General features: G+C 71.0%; 15 protein-coding genes. 8 read left to right on the plus strand and 7 right to left on the minus strand.

All coding sequences use genetic code 11. The features are described 5' to 3' along the window. Positions 1–17: 17 nt before the first annotated feature. The 6 genes from OHU74_RS22865 (at position 18) to OHU74_RS22890 (ending at position 9,990) form a co-directional block, all read left to right on the plus strand. The gene (locus OHU74_RS22865; RefSeq protein ID WP_371617607.1) at positions 18–767 is read left to right on the plus strand and encodes a DUF4344 domain-containing metallopeptidase; all 750 of its coding nucleotides are present in this window, start codon (positions 18–20) and stop codon (positions 765–767) included. A 39-nt stretch (positions 768–806) separates the two neighbouring features. Further along, the gene (locus OHU74_RS22870) at positions 807–2,861 is read left to right on the plus strand and encodes a thioredoxin domain-containing protein (RefSeq protein WP_371617608.1); all 2,055 of its coding nucleotides are present in this window, start codon (positions 807–809) and stop codon (positions 2,859–2,861) included. 351 nt (positions 2,862–3,212) lie between these two features. Then, complete coding sequence (locus OHU74_RS22875) at positions 3,213–4,538, plus strand: glycosyltransferase (RefSeq protein WP_371617609.1); 1,326 nt, start codon at positions 3,213–3,215, stop codon at positions 4,536–4,538. After that, the gene (locus tag OHU74_RS22880; RefSeq protein WP_371617610.1) at positions 4,535–6,283 is read left to right on the plus strand and encodes an ArnT family glycosyltransferase; all 1,749 of its coding nucleotides are present in this window, start codon (positions 4,535–4,537) and stop codon (positions 6,281–6,283) included. The genes OHU74_RS22875 and OHU74_RS22880 overlap by 4 nt, the downstream gene beginning before the upstream one ends. A gap of 87 nt (positions 6,284–6,370) precedes the next feature. Beyond that, positions 6,371–7,501: a glycosyltransferase gene (locus tag OHU74_RS22885; RefSeq protein ID WP_371619772.1), complete on the plus strand. Its 1,131-nt coding sequence runs from the start codon at positions 6,371–6,373 to the stop codon at positions 7,499–7,501. Between the two features lie 68 nt (positions 7,502–7,569). Next, positions 7,570–9,990, plus strand: a complete 2,421-nt coding sequence (locus OHU74_RS22890; protein ID WP_371617611.1) for a galactose oxidase-like domain-containing protein — start codon at positions 7,570–7,572, stop codon at positions 9,988–9,990. A gap of 92 nt (positions 9,991–10,082) precedes the next feature. On the opposite strand, the gene OHU74_RS22895 is transcribed toward OHU74_RS22890, so the two are convergent. Then, positions 10,083–10,772, minus strand: a complete 690-nt coding sequence (locus tag OHU74_RS22895) for a hemolysin III family protein (protein WP_371617612.1) — start codon at positions 10,770–10,772, stop codon at positions 10,083–10,085. A 219-nt stretch (positions 10,773–10,991) separates the two neighbouring features. Between OHU74_RS22895 and OHU74_RS22900 the strand changes: the two genes are divergently transcribed. After that, positions 10,992–12,842, plus strand: a complete 1,851-nt coding sequence (locus OHU74_RS22900) for a phosphoenolpyruvate carboxykinase (GTP) (RefSeq protein ID WP_371617613.1) — start codon at positions 10,992–10,994, stop codon at positions 12,840–12,842. A gap of 66 nt (positions 12,843–12,908) precedes the next feature. On the opposite strand, the gene OHU74_RS22905 is transcribed toward OHU74_RS22900, so the two are convergent. Genes OHU74_RS22905 through OHU74_RS22920 form a run of 4 tightly spaced genes read right to left on the minus strand, consistent with a single transcriptional unit; the run spans position 12,909 to position 17,401 of the window. After that, positions 12,909–13,514 carry a hypothetical protein gene (locus OHU74_RS22905; protein WP_371617614.1) on the minus strand — a complete coding sequence of 202 codons (606 nt, stop codon included), beginning with the start codon at positions 13,512–13,514 and terminating at the stop codon, positions 12,909–12,911. Beyond that, positions 13,501–15,132 (minus strand): substrate-binding domain-containing protein, encoded by a 1,632-nt coding sequence (locus tag OHU74_RS22910; protein ID WP_371617615.1) that lies wholly within the window; start codon positions 15,130–15,132, stop codon positions 13,501–13,503. Before OHU74_RS22910 ends, OHU74_RS22905 begins: the two co-directional genes overlap by 14 nt. Beyond that, a complete protein-coding gene (locus OHU74_RS22915; RefSeq protein WP_371617616.1) occupies positions 15,129–16,310 on the minus strand; it encodes a toxic anion resistance protein in 1,182 nt (393 codons plus the stop codon). The genes OHU74_RS22910 and OHU74_RS22915 overlap by 4 nt, the downstream gene beginning before the upstream one ends. Positions 16,311–16,321: 11 nt before the next feature. Further along, on the minus strand, positions 16,322–17,401 hold the full coding sequence (locus OHU74_RS22920; RefSeq protein ID WP_371617617.1) for a substrate-binding domain-containing protein: 1,080 nt from the start codon (positions 17,399–17,401) through the stop codon (positions 16,322–16,324). A 137-nt stretch (positions 17,402–17,538) separates the two neighbouring features. Between OHU74_RS22920 and OHU74_RS22925 the strand changes: the two genes are divergently transcribed. Next, complete coding sequence (locus OHU74_RS22925; RefSeq protein WP_371617618.1) at positions 17,539–17,973, plus strand: hypothetical protein; 435 nt, start codon at positions 17,539–17,541, stop codon at positions 17,971–17,973. Here the strand turns inward: OHU74_RS22925 and OHU74_RS22930 are convergent. Both OHU74_RS22930 and OHU74_RS22935 read right to left on the minus strand, forming a co-directional pair. Next, positions 17,967–18,308 carry a hypothetical protein gene (locus OHU74_RS22930; protein WP_371617619.1) on the minus strand — a complete coding sequence of 114 codons (342 nt, stop codon included), beginning with the start codon at positions 18,306–18,308 and terminating at the stop codon, positions 17,967–17,969. The two genes, OHU74_RS22925 and OHU74_RS22930, sit on opposite strands and share 7 nt — an antisense overlap. A gap of 289 nt (positions 18,309–18,597) precedes the next feature. After that, the gene (locus tag OHU74_RS22935; RefSeq protein ID WP_371617620.1) at positions 18,598–18,993 is read right to left on the minus strand and encodes a hypothetical protein; all 396 of its coding nucleotides are present in this window, start codon (positions 18,991–18,993) and stop codon (positions 18,598–18,600) included. Between the last annotated feature and the right edge of the window lie 87 nt (positions 18,994–19,080).

Raw genomic sequence — 19,080 nt, forward strand, 5'->3', positions numbered from 1 at the left:
TCGCATAGGGTGGCTCGGTGAGCAGAAACTGGTGGACTCCGGGACTGTGCGCGACGACGGCGGCCCTGCTTCTGGCGGTCACCGGATGCAAGCTCCTGCCGCAGGAACCGGTACCCGAAAGCGGGTTCTGGCTCCGCTACGAGAAGCCCGTGGCGGCCGACGAGGACAGCGCCCGCTTCCTGCGGAACTGGCAGCTCGCAGAATCCACCCTCGCCGACCTCAACGACTACGTCGACCTCCCCTACCTGGTCATCGTCGCCGCCAAGTCCTGCCGGGGCGAGGGCACCGGCTACGACCCGGACACCCATCGCATCGAGCTCTGCTACGACGACCTGGCCGAGGAGCGCGAACTGACCGGCCGCGACGAGGACCTCGCCGAGACCGTCCGGGAGACGATCTACCACGAGGCGGGCCACGCCCTGATCGACGCGCTGGACCTCCCGGACAACGGGGACCGCGCCGAGGAGGACGCCGCCGACCGCTTCGCCCAGGTGGCGCTGCTGCTCCGCGACCCCGAGGGCGACCAGACCCTCCTGACGGCGGCCCGGGTCTACGACCGGTCGGCCGCCGCCGACCCCACCCCCGACCCCACGGACGAACACGCCCCGGACGCGACCCGCGCGGAGTCCCACCGCTGCGCGGTCTACGGCGCGTTCCCCGCCCGCCACAAGGACCTGGCAACCCCGTCCCGCGCCGACTGCGCCACCACCTGGACCCGGTCCCGCGACACCTGGACCCACGACCTGACCCCGCTCCTGCGGCACTGATCAGGGGCACGGGTCATGCGGTGCGGCAGGATGGGGAGCATGCCGAACCGCCTCGCGAACGAGACCTCGCCGTATCTGCAGCAGCACGCCGACAACCCCGTCGACTGGTGGCCCTGGTCACCCGAGGCGTTCGCGGAGGCGCGGGAGCGCGGGGTGCCGGTGATGCTGAGCGTCGGATATTCGAGCTGCCACTGGTGCCATGTCATGGCGCACGAGTCCTTCGAGGACGAGCTGTCGGCCGCCTACATGAACGAGCACTTCGTCAACGTCAAGGTGGACCGCGAAGAGCGTCCCGACATCGACGCCGTCTACATGGAGGCCGTGCAGGCCGCCACCGGGCAGGGTGGCTGGCCCATGACCGTGTTTCTGACGCCCGATGCCGAGCCCTTCTACTTCGGCACCTACTTCCCGCCCGAGCCCAGGCACGGGTCGCCCTCCTTCATGCAGGTGCTCGAAGGCGTGCGCACCGCCTGGGTCGGGCGGCCCGAGGAGGTGGCCGAGGTCGCGCAGCGGATCGTGCGGGACCTCGCGGGGCGGCAGCTGGACTACGGGAAGGCCGGCACCCCCGGCCCGGAGGAGCTCGGGCAGGCGCTGCTCGGGCTGACGCGGGAGTACGACGCCGCGCGCGGCGGGTTCGGCGGGGCGCCGAAGTTCCCGCCGTCCATGGTGCTGGAGTTCCTGCTGCGCTTCCACGCCCGGACCGGGTCCGAGGGGGCGCTGCAGATGGCCGCCGACACCTGTGAGGCGATGGCCCGGGGCGGGATCTACGACCAGCTCGGGGGCGGGTTCGCGCGGTACTCCGTGGACCGGGAGTGGGTCGTGCCGCACTTCGAGAAGATGCTGTACGACAATGCGCTGCTCTGCCGGGTGTACGCGCATCTTTGGCGTACCACCGGGGACGAGCTCGCGCGCCGGGTCGCTCTGGAGACGGCCGACTTCATGGTCCGTGAACTGCGCACTCACGAGGGCGGTTTCGCCTCCGCGCTCGACGCCGACAGCGAGGACCCGGTCACCGGGAAGCACGTCGAGGGGGCCTACTACGCCTGGACTCCCGCCCAGTTGCGGGAGGTGCTCGGGGAGGAGGACGGGGATCTGGCCGCGGCCTGCTTCGGGGTGACCGAGGAGGGGACCTTCGAGCACGGGACCTCCGTGCTGCAACTGCCTTCGCAGGGGCCGGACATCGAGGCGGAGCGGCTGGCCGGGATCAAGGAGAGGCTGCTGGCGGCCCGCGCCGAGCGACCCGCGCCCGGCCGGGACGACAAGATCGTCGCCGCCTGGAACGGGCTGGCCATCGCCGCCCTCGCCGAGTGCGGGGCCTTCTTCGGCCGGCCCGACCTGATCGAGCGGGCCACCGAGGCCGCGGACCTCCTCGTACGGGTGCACATGGACGGGCGGGCCCGGCTCGCGCGGACCAGCCGGGACGGGAAGGTGGGCCCCAACGCCGGGGTGCTGGAGGACTACGGGGACGTCGCGGAGGGGTTCCTCACCCTGGCGGCCGTCACCGGTGAAGGGGTCTGGCTGGAGTTCGCCGGGTTCCTCGTGGACCTGGTCCTGGCCCGGTTCACCGCCGAGGACGGGTCGCTGTATGACACCGCGCACGATGCGGAGCGGCTCATCCGCAGGCCGCAGGACCCGACCGACACGGCGACCCCCTCCGGCTGGACGGCCGCCGCGGGCGCGCTGCTCTCGTACGCCGCGCACACGGGCTCGGAGCCCCACCGCACGGCGGCCGAGCGGGCGCTGGCCGTGGTGCACGCGCTCGGGCCGCGTGCCCCGCGGTTCATCGGGCACGGCCTGGCGGTCGCCGAAGCGCTCGTCGACGGTCCGCGCGAGGTGGCGGTCGTCGGGCACCCGGAGGATCCGGCGCGGGCGGAACTGCACCGGGTCGCGTTGCTGGGGACGGCTCCCGGGGCGGTAGTGGCGACCGGCCCGGTGCGCGCGGCGGACGGGAGCGGTGGTGAGTTCCCCCTGCTGGCCGAGCGCACGCTGGTGCACGACCTCCCCACGGCGTACGTGTGTCGACATTTCGTCTGCGCGCGGCCTACGACAGACCCGGTCGAGCTGGCGGAGCAGTTGGGGACGGTTCATCCCTGAAACAGCCGGAGTAGCGTCAATTCCGCTTGTTTGAGGGCCGGTTCGGAAACGTGGTTTTTATCCGAGTGGCGTCCCGATGTCATTTTTGGTGCCTAGTCTCGTGGCTTCGGGAGTCACCGATCAGTCACTCTCGGCAGCGCCGGCAACTCCGCCGGCGCTGCCGACGCCGTTGACGGGGTCGGCACCGACGGCGCGCACCGGGGGGTGCGCGCAGGGGGATGTGGGGGAGCGGGGAAGCAGGGGGAAGCGGGGGAGGAGCGTGCGGCGGGCCGGGGAGCCGGCCGCACGGGACCGCCCCCGGGGGGTTCGACGATCGCCGCTTGGGGTTGCGGCATGTCTGTGGGGGACAGTTTGTTCACATCCGTGTTCATATCTGCCGTTTCGCTGGCGCTCTTCTGGATGGCCGCCTTCACGCTCTGGTGGCAAATGCACGCATGGCGCACGCCGGAGACGCTCGCCTCGACCCGCTTCGACCGCCCGGACGGCGGCGGCCGGCTGGCCTTCTCGCTGCTCCTGCCCGCCCGCCACGAGCAGGCGGTCCTGGAGCACACCATCGACCGGCTCCTCGAATCGAGCCACCGCGACTACGAGATCATCGTGATCGTCGGCCACGACGACCCCGAGACCGCCGCCGTCGCCGAACGGGCCGCGGCCCGCGCACCCGGCCTCGTACGGGTCATCACGGACCACCACGAGGTGAAGAACAAGCCCAAGGCGCTCAACACCGCGCTCCCGCACTGCCGCGGCGACATCGTCGGGGTCTTCGACGCCGAGGACCAGGTCCACCCCGAGCTGCTCTCCCACGTGGACCACGCCTTCCGCTCCACCGGGGCCGACGTGGTCCAGGGCGGAGTGCAGCTCATCAACTTCCACTCCAGCTGGTACAGCCTGCGCAACTGCCTGGAGTACTTCTTCTGGTTCCGCTCCCGCCTGCACCTGCACGCCGAGAAGGGGTTCATCCCGCTCGGCGGCAACACCGTCTTCGTGCGCACCGAGGTGCTGCGCGAGGCCGGCGGCTGGGACCCGAACTGCCTGGCCGAGGACTGCGACCTGGGCGTACGGCTCTCCTCGGTCGGCAAGAAGGTGGTCGTCGCCTACGACAGCGACATGGTCACCCGCGAGGAGACCCCGGGCTCGCTGGTGAGCCTGCTCAAGCAGCGCACCCGCTGGAACCAGGGCTTCCTCCAGGTCTACCGGAAGAAGGACTGGCAGCAGCTGCCCGGCCGCGGCCAGCGCTGGCTGGCCCGCTACACCCTGATGACGCCCTTCCTGCAGGCCACCTCCGGGGTCGTCATCCCGCTGAACTTCGCGATCGCGCTCTTCCTCGACGTGCCGGTGGGCATCGCGATCGTCACCTTCCTGCCGATGATCACCGCGATGGTCACCTTCGTCTTCGAGATCGTCGGCCTCCACGACTTCGGCCGCCAGTACGGGCTGCGGGTGCGGTTCGTGCACTACCTCAAGCTCGTGATCGGCGGCCCGTTCTACCAGGTGATGCTGGCCGGTGCCGCGATCCGCGCGGTCTGGCGCGAGCAGCGCGGCCGCAACGAGTGGGAGCTCACGAGCCACACCGGGGCCCACCTCGCGGGGGCGTCCGTCCCGGCCGGTGTCACCGTCGGCTCCGCCCCGACCGCTGTTTCCGCGTCCGCCGCGAGCCGAGAGGACAGTCACCAATGACCACCACCGTGCCCACGGCCACCGATCCGGAGCCCCAGCCGGCCGCCACCGCCCCGACCGCGACCGCGACCGCGGCCTTGGCCCCGGCACCGGCCCGGATCCCCGCCCAGCGCCGCGGCGCTGCCGACACCGCGTCCACCGTCCGGGCCAAGCGCGGCGGACCGGGGCGCTTGCGCACCTCCCGCCCCGACCTGATCCTCTGCGGGACGCTGCTGCTCGCGATCGTCCTCGTACAGGGCTGGAACATCACCAACTTCCCGACCCTCAGCGACGACGAGGGCACCTACCTCGCCCAGGCGTGGGCCGTCCAGCAGGGCCACGGACTGGCCCACTACACCTACTGGTACGACCATCCGCCGCTCGGCTGGATCCAGATCGCGGGCCTGACCTACCTGCCGTCCCTCTTCGTGCCCGACGCGATGACCGTGGCGCCCATGCGGTTCTCGATGCTCGCCGTGTCCGCCGTCAGCTCCGTCCTGATGTACGTGCTCGCGCGCCGGCTCTGGCTGCCGCGCTGGGCGGCCGGCCTGGCCATGGGGCTCTTCGGGCTCTCCCCGCTCTCCGTCGTGCTCCAGCGGGAGATCTTCCTCGACAACCTGGCCGTCATGTGGATGCTGGTGGCCTTCTGCCTCGCCGCGTCCCCCAGCCGTCATCTGTGGCACCACTTCGGGTCGGGGCTGGCGGCCGCCACCGCCGTCCTGACCAAGGAGACGATGCTGGTGGTGCTCCCGGCGCTGCTGGTGACGATGTGGCGCCACAGCCACCGCGACACCCGCAAGTTCGCCGTCACCGGGGCCGTCACCGCCTGCGTGCTCATCGGCGTGACGTACCCGCTCTTCGCGCTCCTCAACGGCGAGCTGCTGCCCGGCTCCGGGCACGTCTCCCTCCTCGACGGAGTCACCTACCAGATGGGCCGGCCCGGCTCCGGCTTCATTCTCGACGCCGGTTCCGGCTCGCACGGGGTCTTCCGGTCCTGGCTGTACTACGACACCGTCCTGCCGCTCGGCGGACTGGCCGGCGCGGTCCTGCTGCTGGCCACCGTCCGGTGGTCGGTCACCGCCCGGGCGCTCGCCGGCCCGGCGCTGGCCGCCGTCATCCTCGGCCTCGTCGCGTTGCGGCCCTCCGGCTACCTTCCGGCGATGTACGTGATCCAGGCGCTGCCCTTCCTGGCGCTGGTCCTCGCCGGGGGCGCGGCCAGCGTCACGCATGCCGTGCTGCGCCGCCGCCGCGCGGCGGGGGAGCGGCGCGCGCTCACCTACGGGCGCTGGGCGCTGGTCGGGATCCTCGCCGCGTCGGCCGCCGTCTACGTCCTGCCGCGCTGGTACGACGGCAACCGCACGGCGCTCACCGTCGACGCGAACGCCCCGTACCGGCAGGCCGCGGCCTGGCTCGGGCACGAGGTGCGCGACCCCGCGCGGACCAGGGTGCTGGTCGACGACGCGCTGTGGCTGGACGCGGTGCACCACGGCTACGCACCGGGGCTCGGGGCGATCTGGTTCTACAAGGCCGACCTCGACCCCGCCGTCACCAAGACCCTGCCGAACGGCTGGCAGGACATCGACTACGTGGTCTCCTCGCCCACCGTCCGCCGGGACGCGGCGACGCTGCCCAACGTGAAGGCCGCACTGGAGCGTTCGACGCCGGTCGCCGTCTTCGGCGAGGGCGAGGGCCGCATCGAGATCCGCCGCACGGACCGGGCCGCCGCAGGCGCAGGCGCCACCGAGCGCACTGCCGACGGGAGTTGATCGGACATGACCGAAGACCTGTGGACCCCGCACGCCCCGCACGCCCCGGCCGGTCCGGAGCTCGATGCCCCGGCCGCGGCGGAGCCCATGGAACTGCCCGCGCAGGGCAGCGTCACCCTCATCATCCCGACCTTCAACGAGGCCGGAAACATAGCGGAGTTGCTGAGCCGGCTGGCGGCGGCCCTCCCCGCCCACCTGCCCTGCGAGGTGCTCTTCGTCGACGACTCCACCGACGACACCCCGGCCGTGGTCGAGAAGGCCGCCCTGGAATGCGCCTTCCCGGTGTCGGTGCTGCACCGGGAGCGCCCCGAGGGCGGGCTCGGCGGAGCCGTCGTGGAGGGGATCAAGCGGGCGGACACCGACTGGATCGTCGTCATGGACGCCGACCTCCAGCACCCGCCCCACCTGGTCCCCGAACTCGTCGGCGAAGGCACCCGCACCGGCGCCGACCTGGTCGTCGCCTCCCGCTACATCGCGGGCGGCAGCCGGGCCGGGCTCGCCGGGAACTACCGGATCGCCGTCTCTCGCGCCGCGACCTGGCTGACCAAGGGGCTCTTCCCGCGCGCCCTGCGCGGGATCAGCGACCCGATGAGCGGCTTCTTCGCGATGCGCCGCTCCGCCATCAGCGGCGGGAGCGGGGCGCTGAAGCCGCTGGGCTACAAGATCCTGCTGGAGCTGGCCGTGCGCTGCCGGCCCGAGCGCGTGGCCGAAGTCCCCTTCGTCTTCCAGGACCGCTACTCCGGGGAGTCCAAGTCCACCGCCCGCGAGGGGCTGCGCTTCCTGACCCACCTGGCGGCGCTGCGCTCCGCGACCCCGCTGGCCCGCATGATCGGCTTCGGTCTCATCGGGCTCTCCGGCTTCGTCCCGAACCTGGCCGCGCTGTGGCTGCTCACGCACACGGGCATGAACTACCTGCTCGCCGAGGTGGCGGCCAACCAGGCCGGGGTGATGTGGAACTTCCTCCTCATCGAGACCCTGCTGTTCCGCGACCGCCGCCGCCACCGCCACTGGGCGGACCGGGTCGGCCGGTTCACCCTGCTGGCCAACGCCGATCTGCTGCTGCGGATCCCGCTGATCGCCCTGTTCGTCGCGAAGCTGGGCTTCGGCGTGCTGACCGCGACGGCGCTCGCGCTGGTCACCACCTTCGTCCTGCGGTTCGCGGCGACGGAGGCGCTGGTCTACCTCCCGCGCAAGGCGGGCCGTACGTCCAGGACGTGAACCACCACGAGCTGAACCCCACGAGCTGAACCCCAGGAGTCGAGCCGCACCGAAGGGAATCGACGCTCATGCGATGGAAGATCCGGCGCCGGGCAGGGCGGCGGGCCGCCCTGCTGGCCGTAGGGGCCATGACCGCGGGCCTGCTGCTGACCGCACCGCAGCAGGCCTCGGCCGGACCGCCCAACCTGCTCACCAACCCCGGTTTCGAGACCGCCGGCGTGCCCGGCGCCGACATGCCGTCCTGCTGGGAGAAGTCCGGCTGGGGCGACAACGACTTCAGCTTCGCCACCGTCGCGGACGCGCACTCCGGCACCAAGGCGATGAAGGTGGCCCTGACCCGCCGGGTGGAAGGCGACCGCAAGGCGATGGTCACCGAGAACGCGGCCTGCGCGCCCACCGTCACACCGGGCAAGCAGTACGACCTGTCGGCCTGGTACAAGTCCGACACCCCGGACGTGTCGGTGACGGTGTTCCGGCACGACGCCACGGCGGGCTGGCAGTACTGGACCGACCTGGCCAACCCGCCGGTCAGCGCGGCCTGGGCGCGCACGCAGGTCCGTACGCCTGCCGTACCGCCCGGCACCGACAAGATCACCTGGGGGCTGTCCGTCTACGGGGTCGGTGCGCTGACCAGCGACGACTACGCGGTGGAGGAGGTCGGCGCCACCCCGCCGCAGGCCGGCTGCACGGGGACGGCGGAGCAGTGCGCGAAGGGCTCGTGGGAGGTGATCCCCGCGAAGAACCCGGTGCGCTCGATGCACGCGGTGGTGCTGAAGAACGGCAAGGTGCTGCTGATCGCCGGTTCGGGCAACGACATCGCCCAGTTCAACGCGGGCACCTTCACCTCCGCCGTCTACGATCCGGCGAACGGTTCGTTCAAGACGATCCCGACGCCCGTGGACATGTTCTGCTCGGGCCACGTGCAGCTGTCCGACGGCCGGGTGCTGGTGATGAGCGGCAACAAGGGCTATCCGTCCGCCGACGGCAAGATCGGGTACCAGGGCCTCAAGGACTCCTACGTCTTCGACCCGGCGACCGAGAAGTACACCAGGACCAATGACCTCAACGGCGGGCACTGGTACCCGTCCGCGACGATCCTCGGCAATGGCGACGTGATCTCCTTCGGCGGTCTGAAGGAGGACTCCACGGGCAACGTGACCGCGGAGAAGTTCTCGGCGGCGCAGAACAAGTGGCTGCCGATGAACGAGGTCAACCAGACCTGGTCCTACTGGGGCCTGTACCCCTCCATGGTCCTCATGCAGGACGGCAGGCTGTTCTACACGGGCAGCCACACCTTCGGCAACGGTACCCAGGGCAGCGGCTCGTCGATCTACGACTACAACGCGAACACCGTCACGGACGTGCCCGGCCTCCGCAACAAGGACCAGCGCGACGAATCGGCGAGCGTGCTGCTGCCCCCGGCGCAGGACCAGCGGGTCCTGACCATCGGCGGCGGCAACAACGAGACCAACCCGGCGGCGAACCGGCTCACCGACCTGATCGACCTCAAGGCGGCGAACCCGGTGTACACGGCGGGCCCCGACATCCCGCAGGGCCTCGTCGACACCGGCGCGGGCAAGCGGCCGCAGACCGGGGCCGAGGGGAAGATGTACGCGGCGGCCGTACTGCTGCCGGACGGCAAGGTGCTGGAGACCGGCGGCGGGCTGCACGACCGCGCCGACCCGGTCTACGAGGCCTCGTTCTTCGACCCGGTGACCAACACCTACCAGGCCGGGCTGCCCGCCGACCCGATCCCGCGCACCTACCACTCCGGCGGGTTCCTGCTGCCCGACGGGCGGGTCATGACGGTCGGCGACAACCCGGGCAACGGCACCTACAACAACAACGTGTCGATCTACACGCCCCCGTACCTCTTCAAGGGCGCCCGCCCCAAGCTCACCTCGGTCATCGACACGGACTGGGTGTACGGGGACACGCAGCGGATCACCGTCGACCGGCCGATCGCCAAGGCGGAGCTGATCCGTCCGGCCGCGGTCACCCACTCCTCGGACCCCAACCAGCGGTTCGTGGACCTGCCGATGTCGGTGGTCAACGGCACGACGATCGACCTGAACGTCACCACCAACCCCAACCTGGCGCCGCCCGGCTGGTACATGCTCTTCGGGGTCGACGCGAACGGCATCCCGTCGGTCGCCACCTGGGTCCACCTCGGCGGCGCGCCCTCGGTCGCGGAGGCAGTAACGGCCCCCACGGCCCACGTGCACGATTTCGCGGACGCCCCGCAGGCGGCCCCGAAGGCCAACCCGGCCCGGCGGGACTCCGTCCCGGTGGCCCCGAGCGTGGCCGGCTGCGACCGGCACTACGGCACGGTCAACGTCTGCGTGCCGACCCGCTTCCCGGCGGAGGTGAAGGAGACCACCAGGGCCCGCTGCGACTGGCTGGCCGCCCACACCTTCCCGCCCCGCCTGAAGGTCAACGGCAGCGACCCGCTCCGCCTCGACCCGGACGGCGACGGCTACGCCTGCTGAGCCTTGCGGGAGGGGGCCCCGTCGCACCGCACCGCGACGGGGCTCCGCCGCATCCCGCCAGCAAACGCCGGGCCCGCGCTGCCCAGTGCTGCCTAGTGCTGGTACGCGGCGATCGAGATGCCGACGTAGTGCGCCACGAAGGCGGCCAGGGTCAGGGAGTGGAAGACCTCGTGGAAGCCGAAGAAGCGCGGGGAGGGGTCCGGGCGCTTCATGCCGTAGATGACTCCGCCGACGCTGTAGAGGAGACCGCCGACGATCACCAGGACCAGGACGGCGATGCCGCCGGTGCGCATGAACTCGGGGAGGAAGAAGACCGCCGCCCAGCCCATGGCGATGTAGCAGGGCGTGTACAGCCAGCGCGGGGCGCCGACCCAGAAGACGCGGAACGCGATGCCGGCCGCGGCCGCGATCCAGACGGCCCACAGCAGGGTCCGCCCGGAGGAGTCCGGCAGGAGCAGCACGGTCAGTGGTGTGTAGGTGCCCGCGATGATCAGGAAGATGTTGGCGTGGTCGAGCCGCCGCAGGATGGCTTCGCCGCGCGGGCCCCACGTACCGCGGTGGTACACGGCGCTGACCCCGAAGAGCAGGCATGCGGTGAGGATGTACACCCCGCACGCCACCCGGGCCCGGGTCGAGTCGGTGAAGGCCATCAGGACGAGGCCGGCGATCACCACGGCGGGGAACATGCCCGTGTGCAGCCAGCCGCGCATCAGCGGCTTGGCCTCCGGTTCGGCCCCGGGCCCGGCTGCCGATTCGGCCACGGCGGCGGCATCAGAAGTCATGCCGACCATGCTACCTACGCTTGCGTAGGTTTCCGTTAGTGCGCTTTACGGAAGATTGACCGGAGTGGCAATGCTCACGTGAGAGGCCCCCTGGACATATGCGCACATCCACCGGATGATCAGATGAGTGCGGTCGGCACCGGATGAGCGATGCGCGAAGCGTCCGGGTCGCAGCCCCCACGGGGCAACACCAAACAAACCCCTCAACAAGGAGCGATCGTGGCGCGCGACATCGCGGCTCCCACCACTACTTCCGACGTCCCGACCAAGCACCAGGAGCTCGTCTCCTGGGTCGGCGACATCGCAGCCCTCACCCAGCCGGACCGCATCGTCTGGTGTGACGGGTCCGAGGCCGAGTACGAGGCCCTGTGCGACGAGCTCGTCTCCCAGGGAACCTTCAAGAAGCTGGACCCGGCCAAGCGCCCGAACTCGTACTACGCCGCCTCCGACCCCTCCGACGTCGCGCGCGTCGAGGACCGGACCTTCATCTGCTCCGAGAAGGAGGAGGACGCGGGCCCGACCAACCACTGGAAGGCCCCCGCCGAGATGAAGGAGCTCTTCGCCGGCAAGGGCGAAGAGGGCGGCATCTTCCGCGGCTCCATGAAGGGCCGCACGATGTACGTCGTGCCCTTCTGCATGGGCCCCCTGGGCTCGGAACTCTCCGCCATCGGCGTCGAGATCACCGACTCCGCCTACGTCGCGGTCGCCATGCGCACCATGACCCGCATGGGCCAGGCCGTCCTCGACGAGCTCGGCACCGACGGTTTCTTCGTCAAGGCCGTCCACACCCTCGGCGCCCCGCTCGCCGAGGGCCAGGCCGACGTGCCGTGGCCCTGCAACACCACCAAGTACATCTCGCACTTCCCGGAGACCCGCGAGATCTGGTCCTACGGATCGGGCTACGGCGGCAACGCCCTCCTCGGCAAGAAGTGCTACGCCCTGCGCATCGCGTCCGTCATGGCCCGCGACGAGGGCTGGCTCGCCGAGCACATGCTCATCCTCAAGCTGACCCCGCCGGCCGGCGAGGGCGAGGCGAAGTACATCGCCGCCGCCTTCCCCTCCGCCTGTGGCAAGACCAACCTGGCCATGCTGGAGCCGACCGTCCCCGGCTGGACGGTCGAGACCGTCGGCGACGACATCGCCTGGATGCGCTTCGGTGAGGACGGTCGCCTGTACGCGATCAACCCCGAGGCCGGCTTCTTCGGCGTCGCGCCCGGCACCGGCGCACACACCAACGCCAACGCCATGAAGACGATGTACGCCAACACCGTCTTCACCAACGTCGCGCTCACCCCCGACGGCTCCGACGTCTGGTGGGAGGGCATGACCGAAGAGGCGCCCGCCCACCTGATCGACTGGAAGGGCAACGCCTGGACCCCGGAGTCCGAGACCCCGGCGGCCCACCCCAACGCCCGCTTCGCCGTCCCGGCCTCGCAGTGCCCGACGATCGCCCCCGAGTGGGAGGACCCCAAGGGCGTCCCGATCTCCGCGATCCTCTTCGGCGGTCGCCGCGCCTCCGCGGTGCCGCTGGTCACCGAGTCCTTCGACTGGAACCACGGCGTCTTCATCGGCTCGAACATCGCCTCCGAGAAGACCGCCGCCGCCGAGGGCAAGGTCGGCGAGCTGCGCCGCGACCCCTTCGCCATGCTGCCGTTCTGCGGCTACAACATGGGCGACTACATGGGCCACTGGGTCGACGTCGCCAAGGGCAAGGACCAGTCCAAGCTCCCGAAGATCTACTACGTGAACTGGTTCCGCAAGAACGACGCGGGCAAGTTCGTGTGGCCGGGCTTCGGCGAGAACAGCCGCGTCCTGAAGTGGATCGTCGGGCGCCTCGAAGGCACCGCCGAGGGCGCCCTGACGCCGATCGGCATCCTGCCGACCGTCGCCTCCCTGGACACCGACGGCCTGGACCTGCCGGCCTCCGACCTGGAGTTCCTCCTCACGGTCGACAAGGAGGTCTGGCGCGACGAGGCCTCCCTGGTCCCGGCGCACCTGAACACCTACGGCGACCACACGCCCAAGGAGCTGTGGGACCAGTACGAGGCGCTCGTCGAGCGCCTGGGCTGAGCCCGGCACATATGAACTCCCGCAGCCGGCTGTCCCCGGCCGCGGGTTGACGCGGGATTCCCCGACCTAGGATTCCCTGCGACCTTCCAAATAGGTCGTGTGCGTCTGCTGACGGCGGGCCTCCGTTTCACGGAGGTCCGCCGTCTGGCGTTCCGCCTCCTCGTGCAGCAGCGACAGCTGCCGCTCCAGGTGGCGCTCCGGTGATTCGCCGCCCGGCGTGAGCCGGGTCCACCAGCGGGTCCGGTTGTAGGTGTCCACGCACTCGGGCACGTCCGTGCGGATCGCCCGCGTCAGCGCGTGCACCGCCTCCGGATCGGTGGCCAGTACGCCGGCCACCCAGCCCGGCTCCAGCATCGCCGCGTAGAGCTCCAGCAGCCCGGCCAGCACCCCGGCCGGCTCCGCCGGGAGGTCCACCTCGGCCACGTACTCCCGCAGCCGCGCGAAGTCCTCCCGTACGAAGCCCAGTTCCTCGGCGGGCTCCGGGGGCCTGGGGGGCTCGGGCAGGTCCGGCGGGGCGATGAGCGCCCCCGCCGCGTACAGCCCGGCGACCACCGCGGGCCAGTAGGTGCCGGCCACCCCGGTGAGGGTCAGGCCCAGGCCGAGGAGCCCGCAGGCGCTGCCGGCCAGGTTCTTTTTCGACTCCAGGTATCGGAGGGCCCTATTGGTAGCCACGGATCTCCTCGAAGGCTCCGTCCAGCGAACCGTTGCCGTCGGTGGCGTCGAAGAGCCGTCCGCCGGTCAGTTCGGTGATGTGGGCCAGCTCCTTGCGGTCCGAGTCCCCGAAGAGCACCGCGAAGACCGGCGTGTGCTTCTGCGCCTCCGGCAGCGCCGCGTAGAAGGTGTCGAAGTCCTTCACCCGGTCGCCGCTCTGCCCGTCCGTCATCAGCACGATCGAGGTGAACGCGTCCGCGTTGCCCTCGCCGAGGTGCTCGTACGCCGCCTTCAGGCTGCCGTACACGGCCGTGCCCCCCTCCGGCTTGAGCGACTTCACGTCACCCCGGATCGCGTCCAGGGCCGGTCCCGGATTGCCCGGTTCCACCACGTGCGTCAGTACCTTCTTCACCTTGTCGCCGAACGGCAGGAGCGTCACCTCCTCGCGGTCCCGGAACCGCTGCCCGGTACCCGAAGTCCCGGTACCCGTCAGCTCGGTGAGCGCGTCCTTCAGCCGCCCGATGCGGTTGTCCTCGCCCATCGAGCCCGAGGTGTCCAGCACGTACACCGTGCGCGAGGGCCGGCGCAGCTCGTTCTCGTAGGAGGCCAGCAGCCCGTCCGCCACCGAGCGGGTGCCCGGGAAGGGGAGCTCGCGCCGCTTGTCGGCGTTCAGCCCGGCCGCCGGCGTCACACCGGCCGCAACCGGCCGGCGGAAGGTCTTCTCGGTGATCGACTTCTGGGCCACGGCCCCGCTCAGGTACTCGGTCAGCGCCCGGCCCGATTCGCGGGCCCCGGCCGGGGCCGAGGTCAGCAGGGTCAGCGGGTAGTGGGCGGTGACCACCCCGTCGAGCGGCCGGATCACCGTCAGGTCCGTCTTCGCGTCCCGGTTCATGGACAGCAGCACCGACTCGTAGTTCACCAGCGCGTCCACGTCCCCGCGCTTCTCGTACGCCGTCGCCAGCCAGCCCGAGGAACCGGAGGTCAGCTTCTGCCCGGCGAAGAACTCCTTCAGCTTCGGCTGCGCCTTCGCCACGTCCGCGTCGGTCAGCGCCGCCTGCGCGCCCGACAGCCCCGAGGCGACCGAGATCAGCGCGGAGAACCCGGAGTTGGAGCGCACCGGATCGGTCATCCCGTACGTCAGCTTCCCCGCGGCCACGGCCTCGTGGACCGCCGACCAGGTGACCTCCTCGGGCTTCCACCCGAGCCGGGCCAGCGCCTGCGGCTTCACGCCGATGGCGACCGGCGAGGACATCACCGGGGTCTCGCTCGACAGCTTGCCGGCGGCCTCCGGCCGCAGCCGCAGGTAGTCGTTGGAGGAGAGCCAGACGGCGTCGTACTTCCCGTCCGCCTTGCCCGTCGCGATCTGCTCGACCGCGTCCAGGGTGCCCGACATGGTCAGCTCGACGCTCACCCCGGTGGCCTTCTTGGCCTCCTTGAGCACCTCGTCCATGTCGGAGAGTTCGCTGGAGGCCAGGACCCGCAACTTGCCTTCTTGGTACACCGACGGCTTGGGCTGGCCCGAGCCGCCGGAGCTGCCGGAGCCGCTCTCGGAGGTGCAGGCGCCCGCCCCGAGCAGGGTGGCGGCCAGTGCCACCGCGGTGGCGAGCCGTCTGCGCACCACGGCGCCTCGGATGCTCATCGCCCGCCCCCTTCGAGGACGCTCGCGGTGCGGGTGCGCGCCAGGTACGCCGAGGCGGACTGGAGCTCGCCGGTCAGGGACTCCACGGTGGCCGCCATGTTCTCCGTCGCCTGCACCTTGAAGGTGTCGATGGCGTCGAGGGTCTTGTAGATCTGCGCGAAGGCCGTCCGCAGGGTTTCGGCGCCGACCGCCGGGTCGGCGGCGATCCGCTGGATCTCCCCGCTCTGCGTGGACAGCATCTCCGCGTTGCCCCGGATGAGGTCTTCGGTGGTGTCGCGCAGGGTGTCGATCTGCTTGATCACCAGCTTCTGGTTCTCGAGGGCCGAGGCCAGCATCACGGCTATCCGCAGTGCGGACACCGTGGTGGTCGCGGCCCGTTCGACACCCTTGATCAGCTCGTCGTTGTTGCGCCGGACCACGTCCATCGCCAGGTATCCCTGGGCGCAGACGGCCAGTTGGGTCAGCAGGTCCTGGTGCTTCTGCCGGACGGGGAAGAGCACGTCCGCGCGGAGCGCGTCGGCCTGCCCGGGGTCGCCCTCGCCGGTGATCCGCTGCTCGACGGCCGCGTCCAGGGCCTCGGTGAGCACCGCGTACTCCTGGAGCTTGCCCATGGTCTCCCACAGCCGGGCCCGCTCGGTGTGCAGGGCCGCGTTGTCGCGGCGCAGCTCGTCCTGGCCGCCGCGCAGGGCGCCGACGATCCGGTTGAGGGTCGCCTGGGAGGAGGCGTACTTGGCCACGTGGTCGCGGAACCTGTTCCCGCCGGGGAGCTTCGAGAGGAGCTTGCCGAACCCCTTGGCCGGGGAGTCGCTCGGATCCAGGTCCACGACGGTGCGCCGCAGTTCGACCAGGGAGTTCGCCACACGGCCCTGGGCGTCGCCGCCGCCGTCCGCGCCCAGGGAGCGTACGGCGCGGTCCAGCATCCGGTTGGACTGCTGGGCGGCGCTGCGGATGTCGGCGGAGCCGAGGCCCGTGATCTCCCCGATGCGGGTGGCGAACTCGGGGGAGCGGCTGTCGATGCCGGCCAGCGAGCCGACGTACTCCCCGGCCCGGCGGGCCATCTCGTCGCGCACCCCGTCCTGGAGCGGTACGAGGCCGGAGGCCTGCTCCCGCTTGACGGGGGCGACGGGCTCGGGAGGGGTGAGGACGAGCGGGCTGTCCTCGGGCGGTGTCAGTGTCATCGTGTGTCCCCCTATCCCTTGGCGCGCGCTGCCAGCGCCATCAGGATCTTGACGGTCGGGGCGCCGACCTGGCGGATGCCGGTCAGCCCCGGGTTGAGGTACGCGGTGTACGGCGTGGTCGCGGCGGTGAACTCCGCCAGTCCCTCCTGCGGCCGGAACCCGTGGCGGATCTCCAGCGCGCGCAGGGCCGGGTCGGAGACCAGGAGGGCGCCGAGGTCCTTGGCGTTCTCGCTGATCGGCACGAAGGTGTGGGGGGAGTTGACGGTGGTGTCCGGGTAGAGGACCACCATGTCGCCCGGATCCTGCTTCTGGAGGAGCAGGCTGGCCACCTGGGACTCGTAGGCGAGGATGAGCGGTTCGCCGCTGCCGCTGAGGAAGGCCCGGAAGGGGTCGTCGGTGGACTGCGGCATGGCGCCCTGGACGGAGATCATTTTGCGCATCAGGGGCGCGGTGCGCTCGATTCCGGCGTCGTCGGAGACGACGGTGGAGCCGTTGGCGACGTTGGAGGCCGTGGCGAGGAAGAGCGCGCCCGAGTTGGAGGTGGCCGGATCGGTGGTCCGGATGAACATCGTGCCGTTCAGCTCGGGGAAGGCGCTGGTGCCTCCCTGGAGTTCCTGCCAGCTCTTCTGCCCGTCCGCGGCCTTCAGGTAGGGGCCGAGGAGGAGCGTGCCGGTGTTCTTGCCCGTCATCTTCGCGAGGCCGTGGTCGGTGAGGACCTTGGCGGCGTTGGCGCGGGCGATGACCACGAGCGGGGAGAAGAAGGGCTTGGTGGTCTGGGCGCCCTTCACCCCGGCCGCGGTCTCGATCTCGGCGGCCGGCTCATTGCTGCTGGGGAAGGCGAAGTCGAACTCCTTCAGGGCGAGTTGGTCCATCGCCCAGGAGCCCGAGGTCTCCGTCTTCACGGTGTAGCCCTTGTCCTTCAGGGCCTTGACGACGTCGGGGTCGCGGAAGAACTCGGACTTCTCCGAACCGATGACGCCATGCACGGTCTTCGTTGCCGTGCCCTCCGGCTTCTTGCCCCCGAGAGCGATGGCGGCTATCACGCCGCCGATCAGGAGGACCGCCAGGGCGATTCCTAGGATGCGTCTCACGGGTGCAGAGTGCTCGCGGAAACCCACATTCCGCGCTGAGTTGAGTGAACGGGGAGTGTCCAGGCGGTCCCACTTCGAAATGCTGTGTGACTCCGTGGGTGCTGGTGACCGGGGCGGGCGGCCGGGAGGATCGTGCCATGGCCGTGAGCGCGTTGAAGTGGCAGGGCTGGCTGGTCGCCCTGGTGTGTGTGGCGGGAATGATGGTCTTCGCCCCGCTGGGGCTGTACGTGTGGGCCGGGGGCGCGCCGCAGCCGCGGCCCGGCTCGGCGGCGCGGGAGGACGTACGGATCACCGACTGCCGAATCGATCCGGCGAGCCGCCGCGTCGTGGCCTCTGTGGAGGCGGTGAACCGCTTCCCGGGCACGGGGGCCTACGTGGTCACCGTGGAGTTCCGCGAGAAGGAGACCCGGGCTCCGGGCGACCGCTGGGCCCAGGCCCTGGTGAAGATCCCGGGCGTGGCCCCGGGGGCGGCGGAACACGGGGACTCCCTGGGCCCGGTCTGGCCCCCGGACACGGTCCCGTGGTGCGGGGTCGCCGCGGCCGAGTTCACCGAGGCCGCGCCGGTTCAGTGACTCCGGCGGTTGCGGCGCTGCACGAAGAACCAGATGAGCAGGCCCACGATCACGATGAAGACGATGACGAGGAGGATGGTGCCGAACCCCTTGAAGCCCTTCTTCTTGGACTTCTTGGACTTCTTCGGCTTCCCGGTCGTCGACTCGGGGGCCTTGACCGGGTGACCTTGGACGAGCGCGTGCCCGCCGGCGGGCGCCTGCGTCAACTGCTGTGCGTACGAGGCCTGCTGGGCCCGGGGAGCGGCCTCGGCGGCCACCGGTCCCGCGAAGAGTGCGGCCCCGAGGAGCAGAGCCAGGACCACCCCGCTGCGGCGCATCAAGTTCGGCTGGTGCATCGTCTGGTTCCCCCCGGCAAGGCAGTTGTCAGACATGTTGTACCGGCTGCACGCAAGGCCCGCTACCCCCGGCGGGCAATCTCGGCTCCGGCGGGCAATCACGCCCTCGCCGGGCAATCTCAGCCCCGCCCGGGAAATCTCAGCCCCGCCGGCGTTTGAGGCGCGGGGTCTGGGGCGGAGCCCCAGGTCTTTACCGGGGTCCAGGCCCGAGCCGGAAACGGGTTACAGGTCCAGCCCCGCAGGGCAATGGCGCCCGGTCCGGAGCCTCCGCGGCCCCGGACCGGGGCCGTCAGTGGGCGCCGACGAGGTCGAGCGCGGCGGTGTGCGCGTCCATGCGCTCGGCGGCGAGGATCGCGACGGTGGTGTCGGCGCGGGATGCGGCGACGAGCAGGGCGCGGGCGGCGAGGTCGTGGGCCCGCTGGTGCAGCGGGGTGGCGTTCTCGGGGGCCTGGCCGGGGTGGTGGGGCGCGCGGGTGGGCTGCGCACCGCGCAGCCGGGTCACCTGGAGGGCGATCTCCGCGGCCGCCTCGTCGAGCCCCAGCTCGTCGGTGACGGCGAGCAGCGCGGCGAGGTGGCCGCCGAGCTGGATGTCCAGCGCTTCGGCGCGGCTGCTGCGCGGGTACTCGGTGGTGGGGCGGCCGCCCATGCGGGGATCGACCGGCTTGGTCCGGATCGGCTCGTACATGAGGTGGCCTCCTGCGTGGTCAGGAGACCATCCTACATTGGATTCGGTCTAAAGTTGAGTTGAATCTTGGACGTGCGGCGTGTCGGG

Origin of the sequence: Streptomyces sp. NBC_00454 (assembly GCF_041434015.1) — a bacterium.
Classification (GTDB): Bacteria; Actinomycetota; Actinomycetes; order Streptomycetales; family Streptomycetaceae; genus Streptomyces.

Coding starts and splice junctions, on each gene's coding strand:
- OHU74_RS22930 (WP_371617619.1), bottom strand. CDS start 18,308: ATGCACCAGCCGAACTTGATGCGCCGCAGCGGGGTGGTCCTGGCTCTG.
- OHU74_RS22915 (WP_371617616.1), bottom strand. CDS start 16,310: ATGACACTGACACCGCCCGAGGACAGCCCGCTCGTCCTCACCCCTCCC.
- OHU74_RS22895 (WP_371617612.1), bottom strand. CDS start 10,772: ATGACTTCTGATGCCGCCGCCGTGGCCGAATCGGCAGCCGGGCCCGGG.
- OHU74_RS22885 (WP_371619772.1), top strand. CDS start 6,371: ATGGAACTGCCCGCGCAGGGCAGCGTCACCCTCATCATCCCGACCTTC.
- OHU74_RS22910 (WP_371617615.1), bottom strand. CDS start 15,132: ATGAGCATCCGAGGCGCCGTGGTGCGCAGACGGCTCGCCACCGCGGTG.
- OHU74_RS22890 (WP_371617611.1), top strand. CDS start 7,570: ATGCGATGGAAGATCCGGCGCCGGGCAGGGCGGCGGGCCGCCCTGCTG.
- OHU74_RS22925 (WP_371617618.1), top strand. CDS start 17,539: ATGGCCGTGAGCGCGTTGAAGTGGCAGGGCTGGCTGGTCGCCCTGGTG.
- OHU74_RS22935 (WP_371617620.1), bottom strand. CDS start 18,993: ATGTACGAGCCGATCCGGACCAAGCCGGTCGATCCCCGCATGGGCGGC.
- OHU74_RS22870 (WP_371617608.1), top strand. CDS start 807: ATGCCGAACCGCCTCGCGAACGAGACCTCGCCGTATCTGCAGCAGCAC.
- OHU74_RS22880 (WP_371617610.1), top strand. CDS start 4,535: ATGACCACCACCGTGCCCACGGCCACCGATCCGGAGCCCCAGCCGGCC.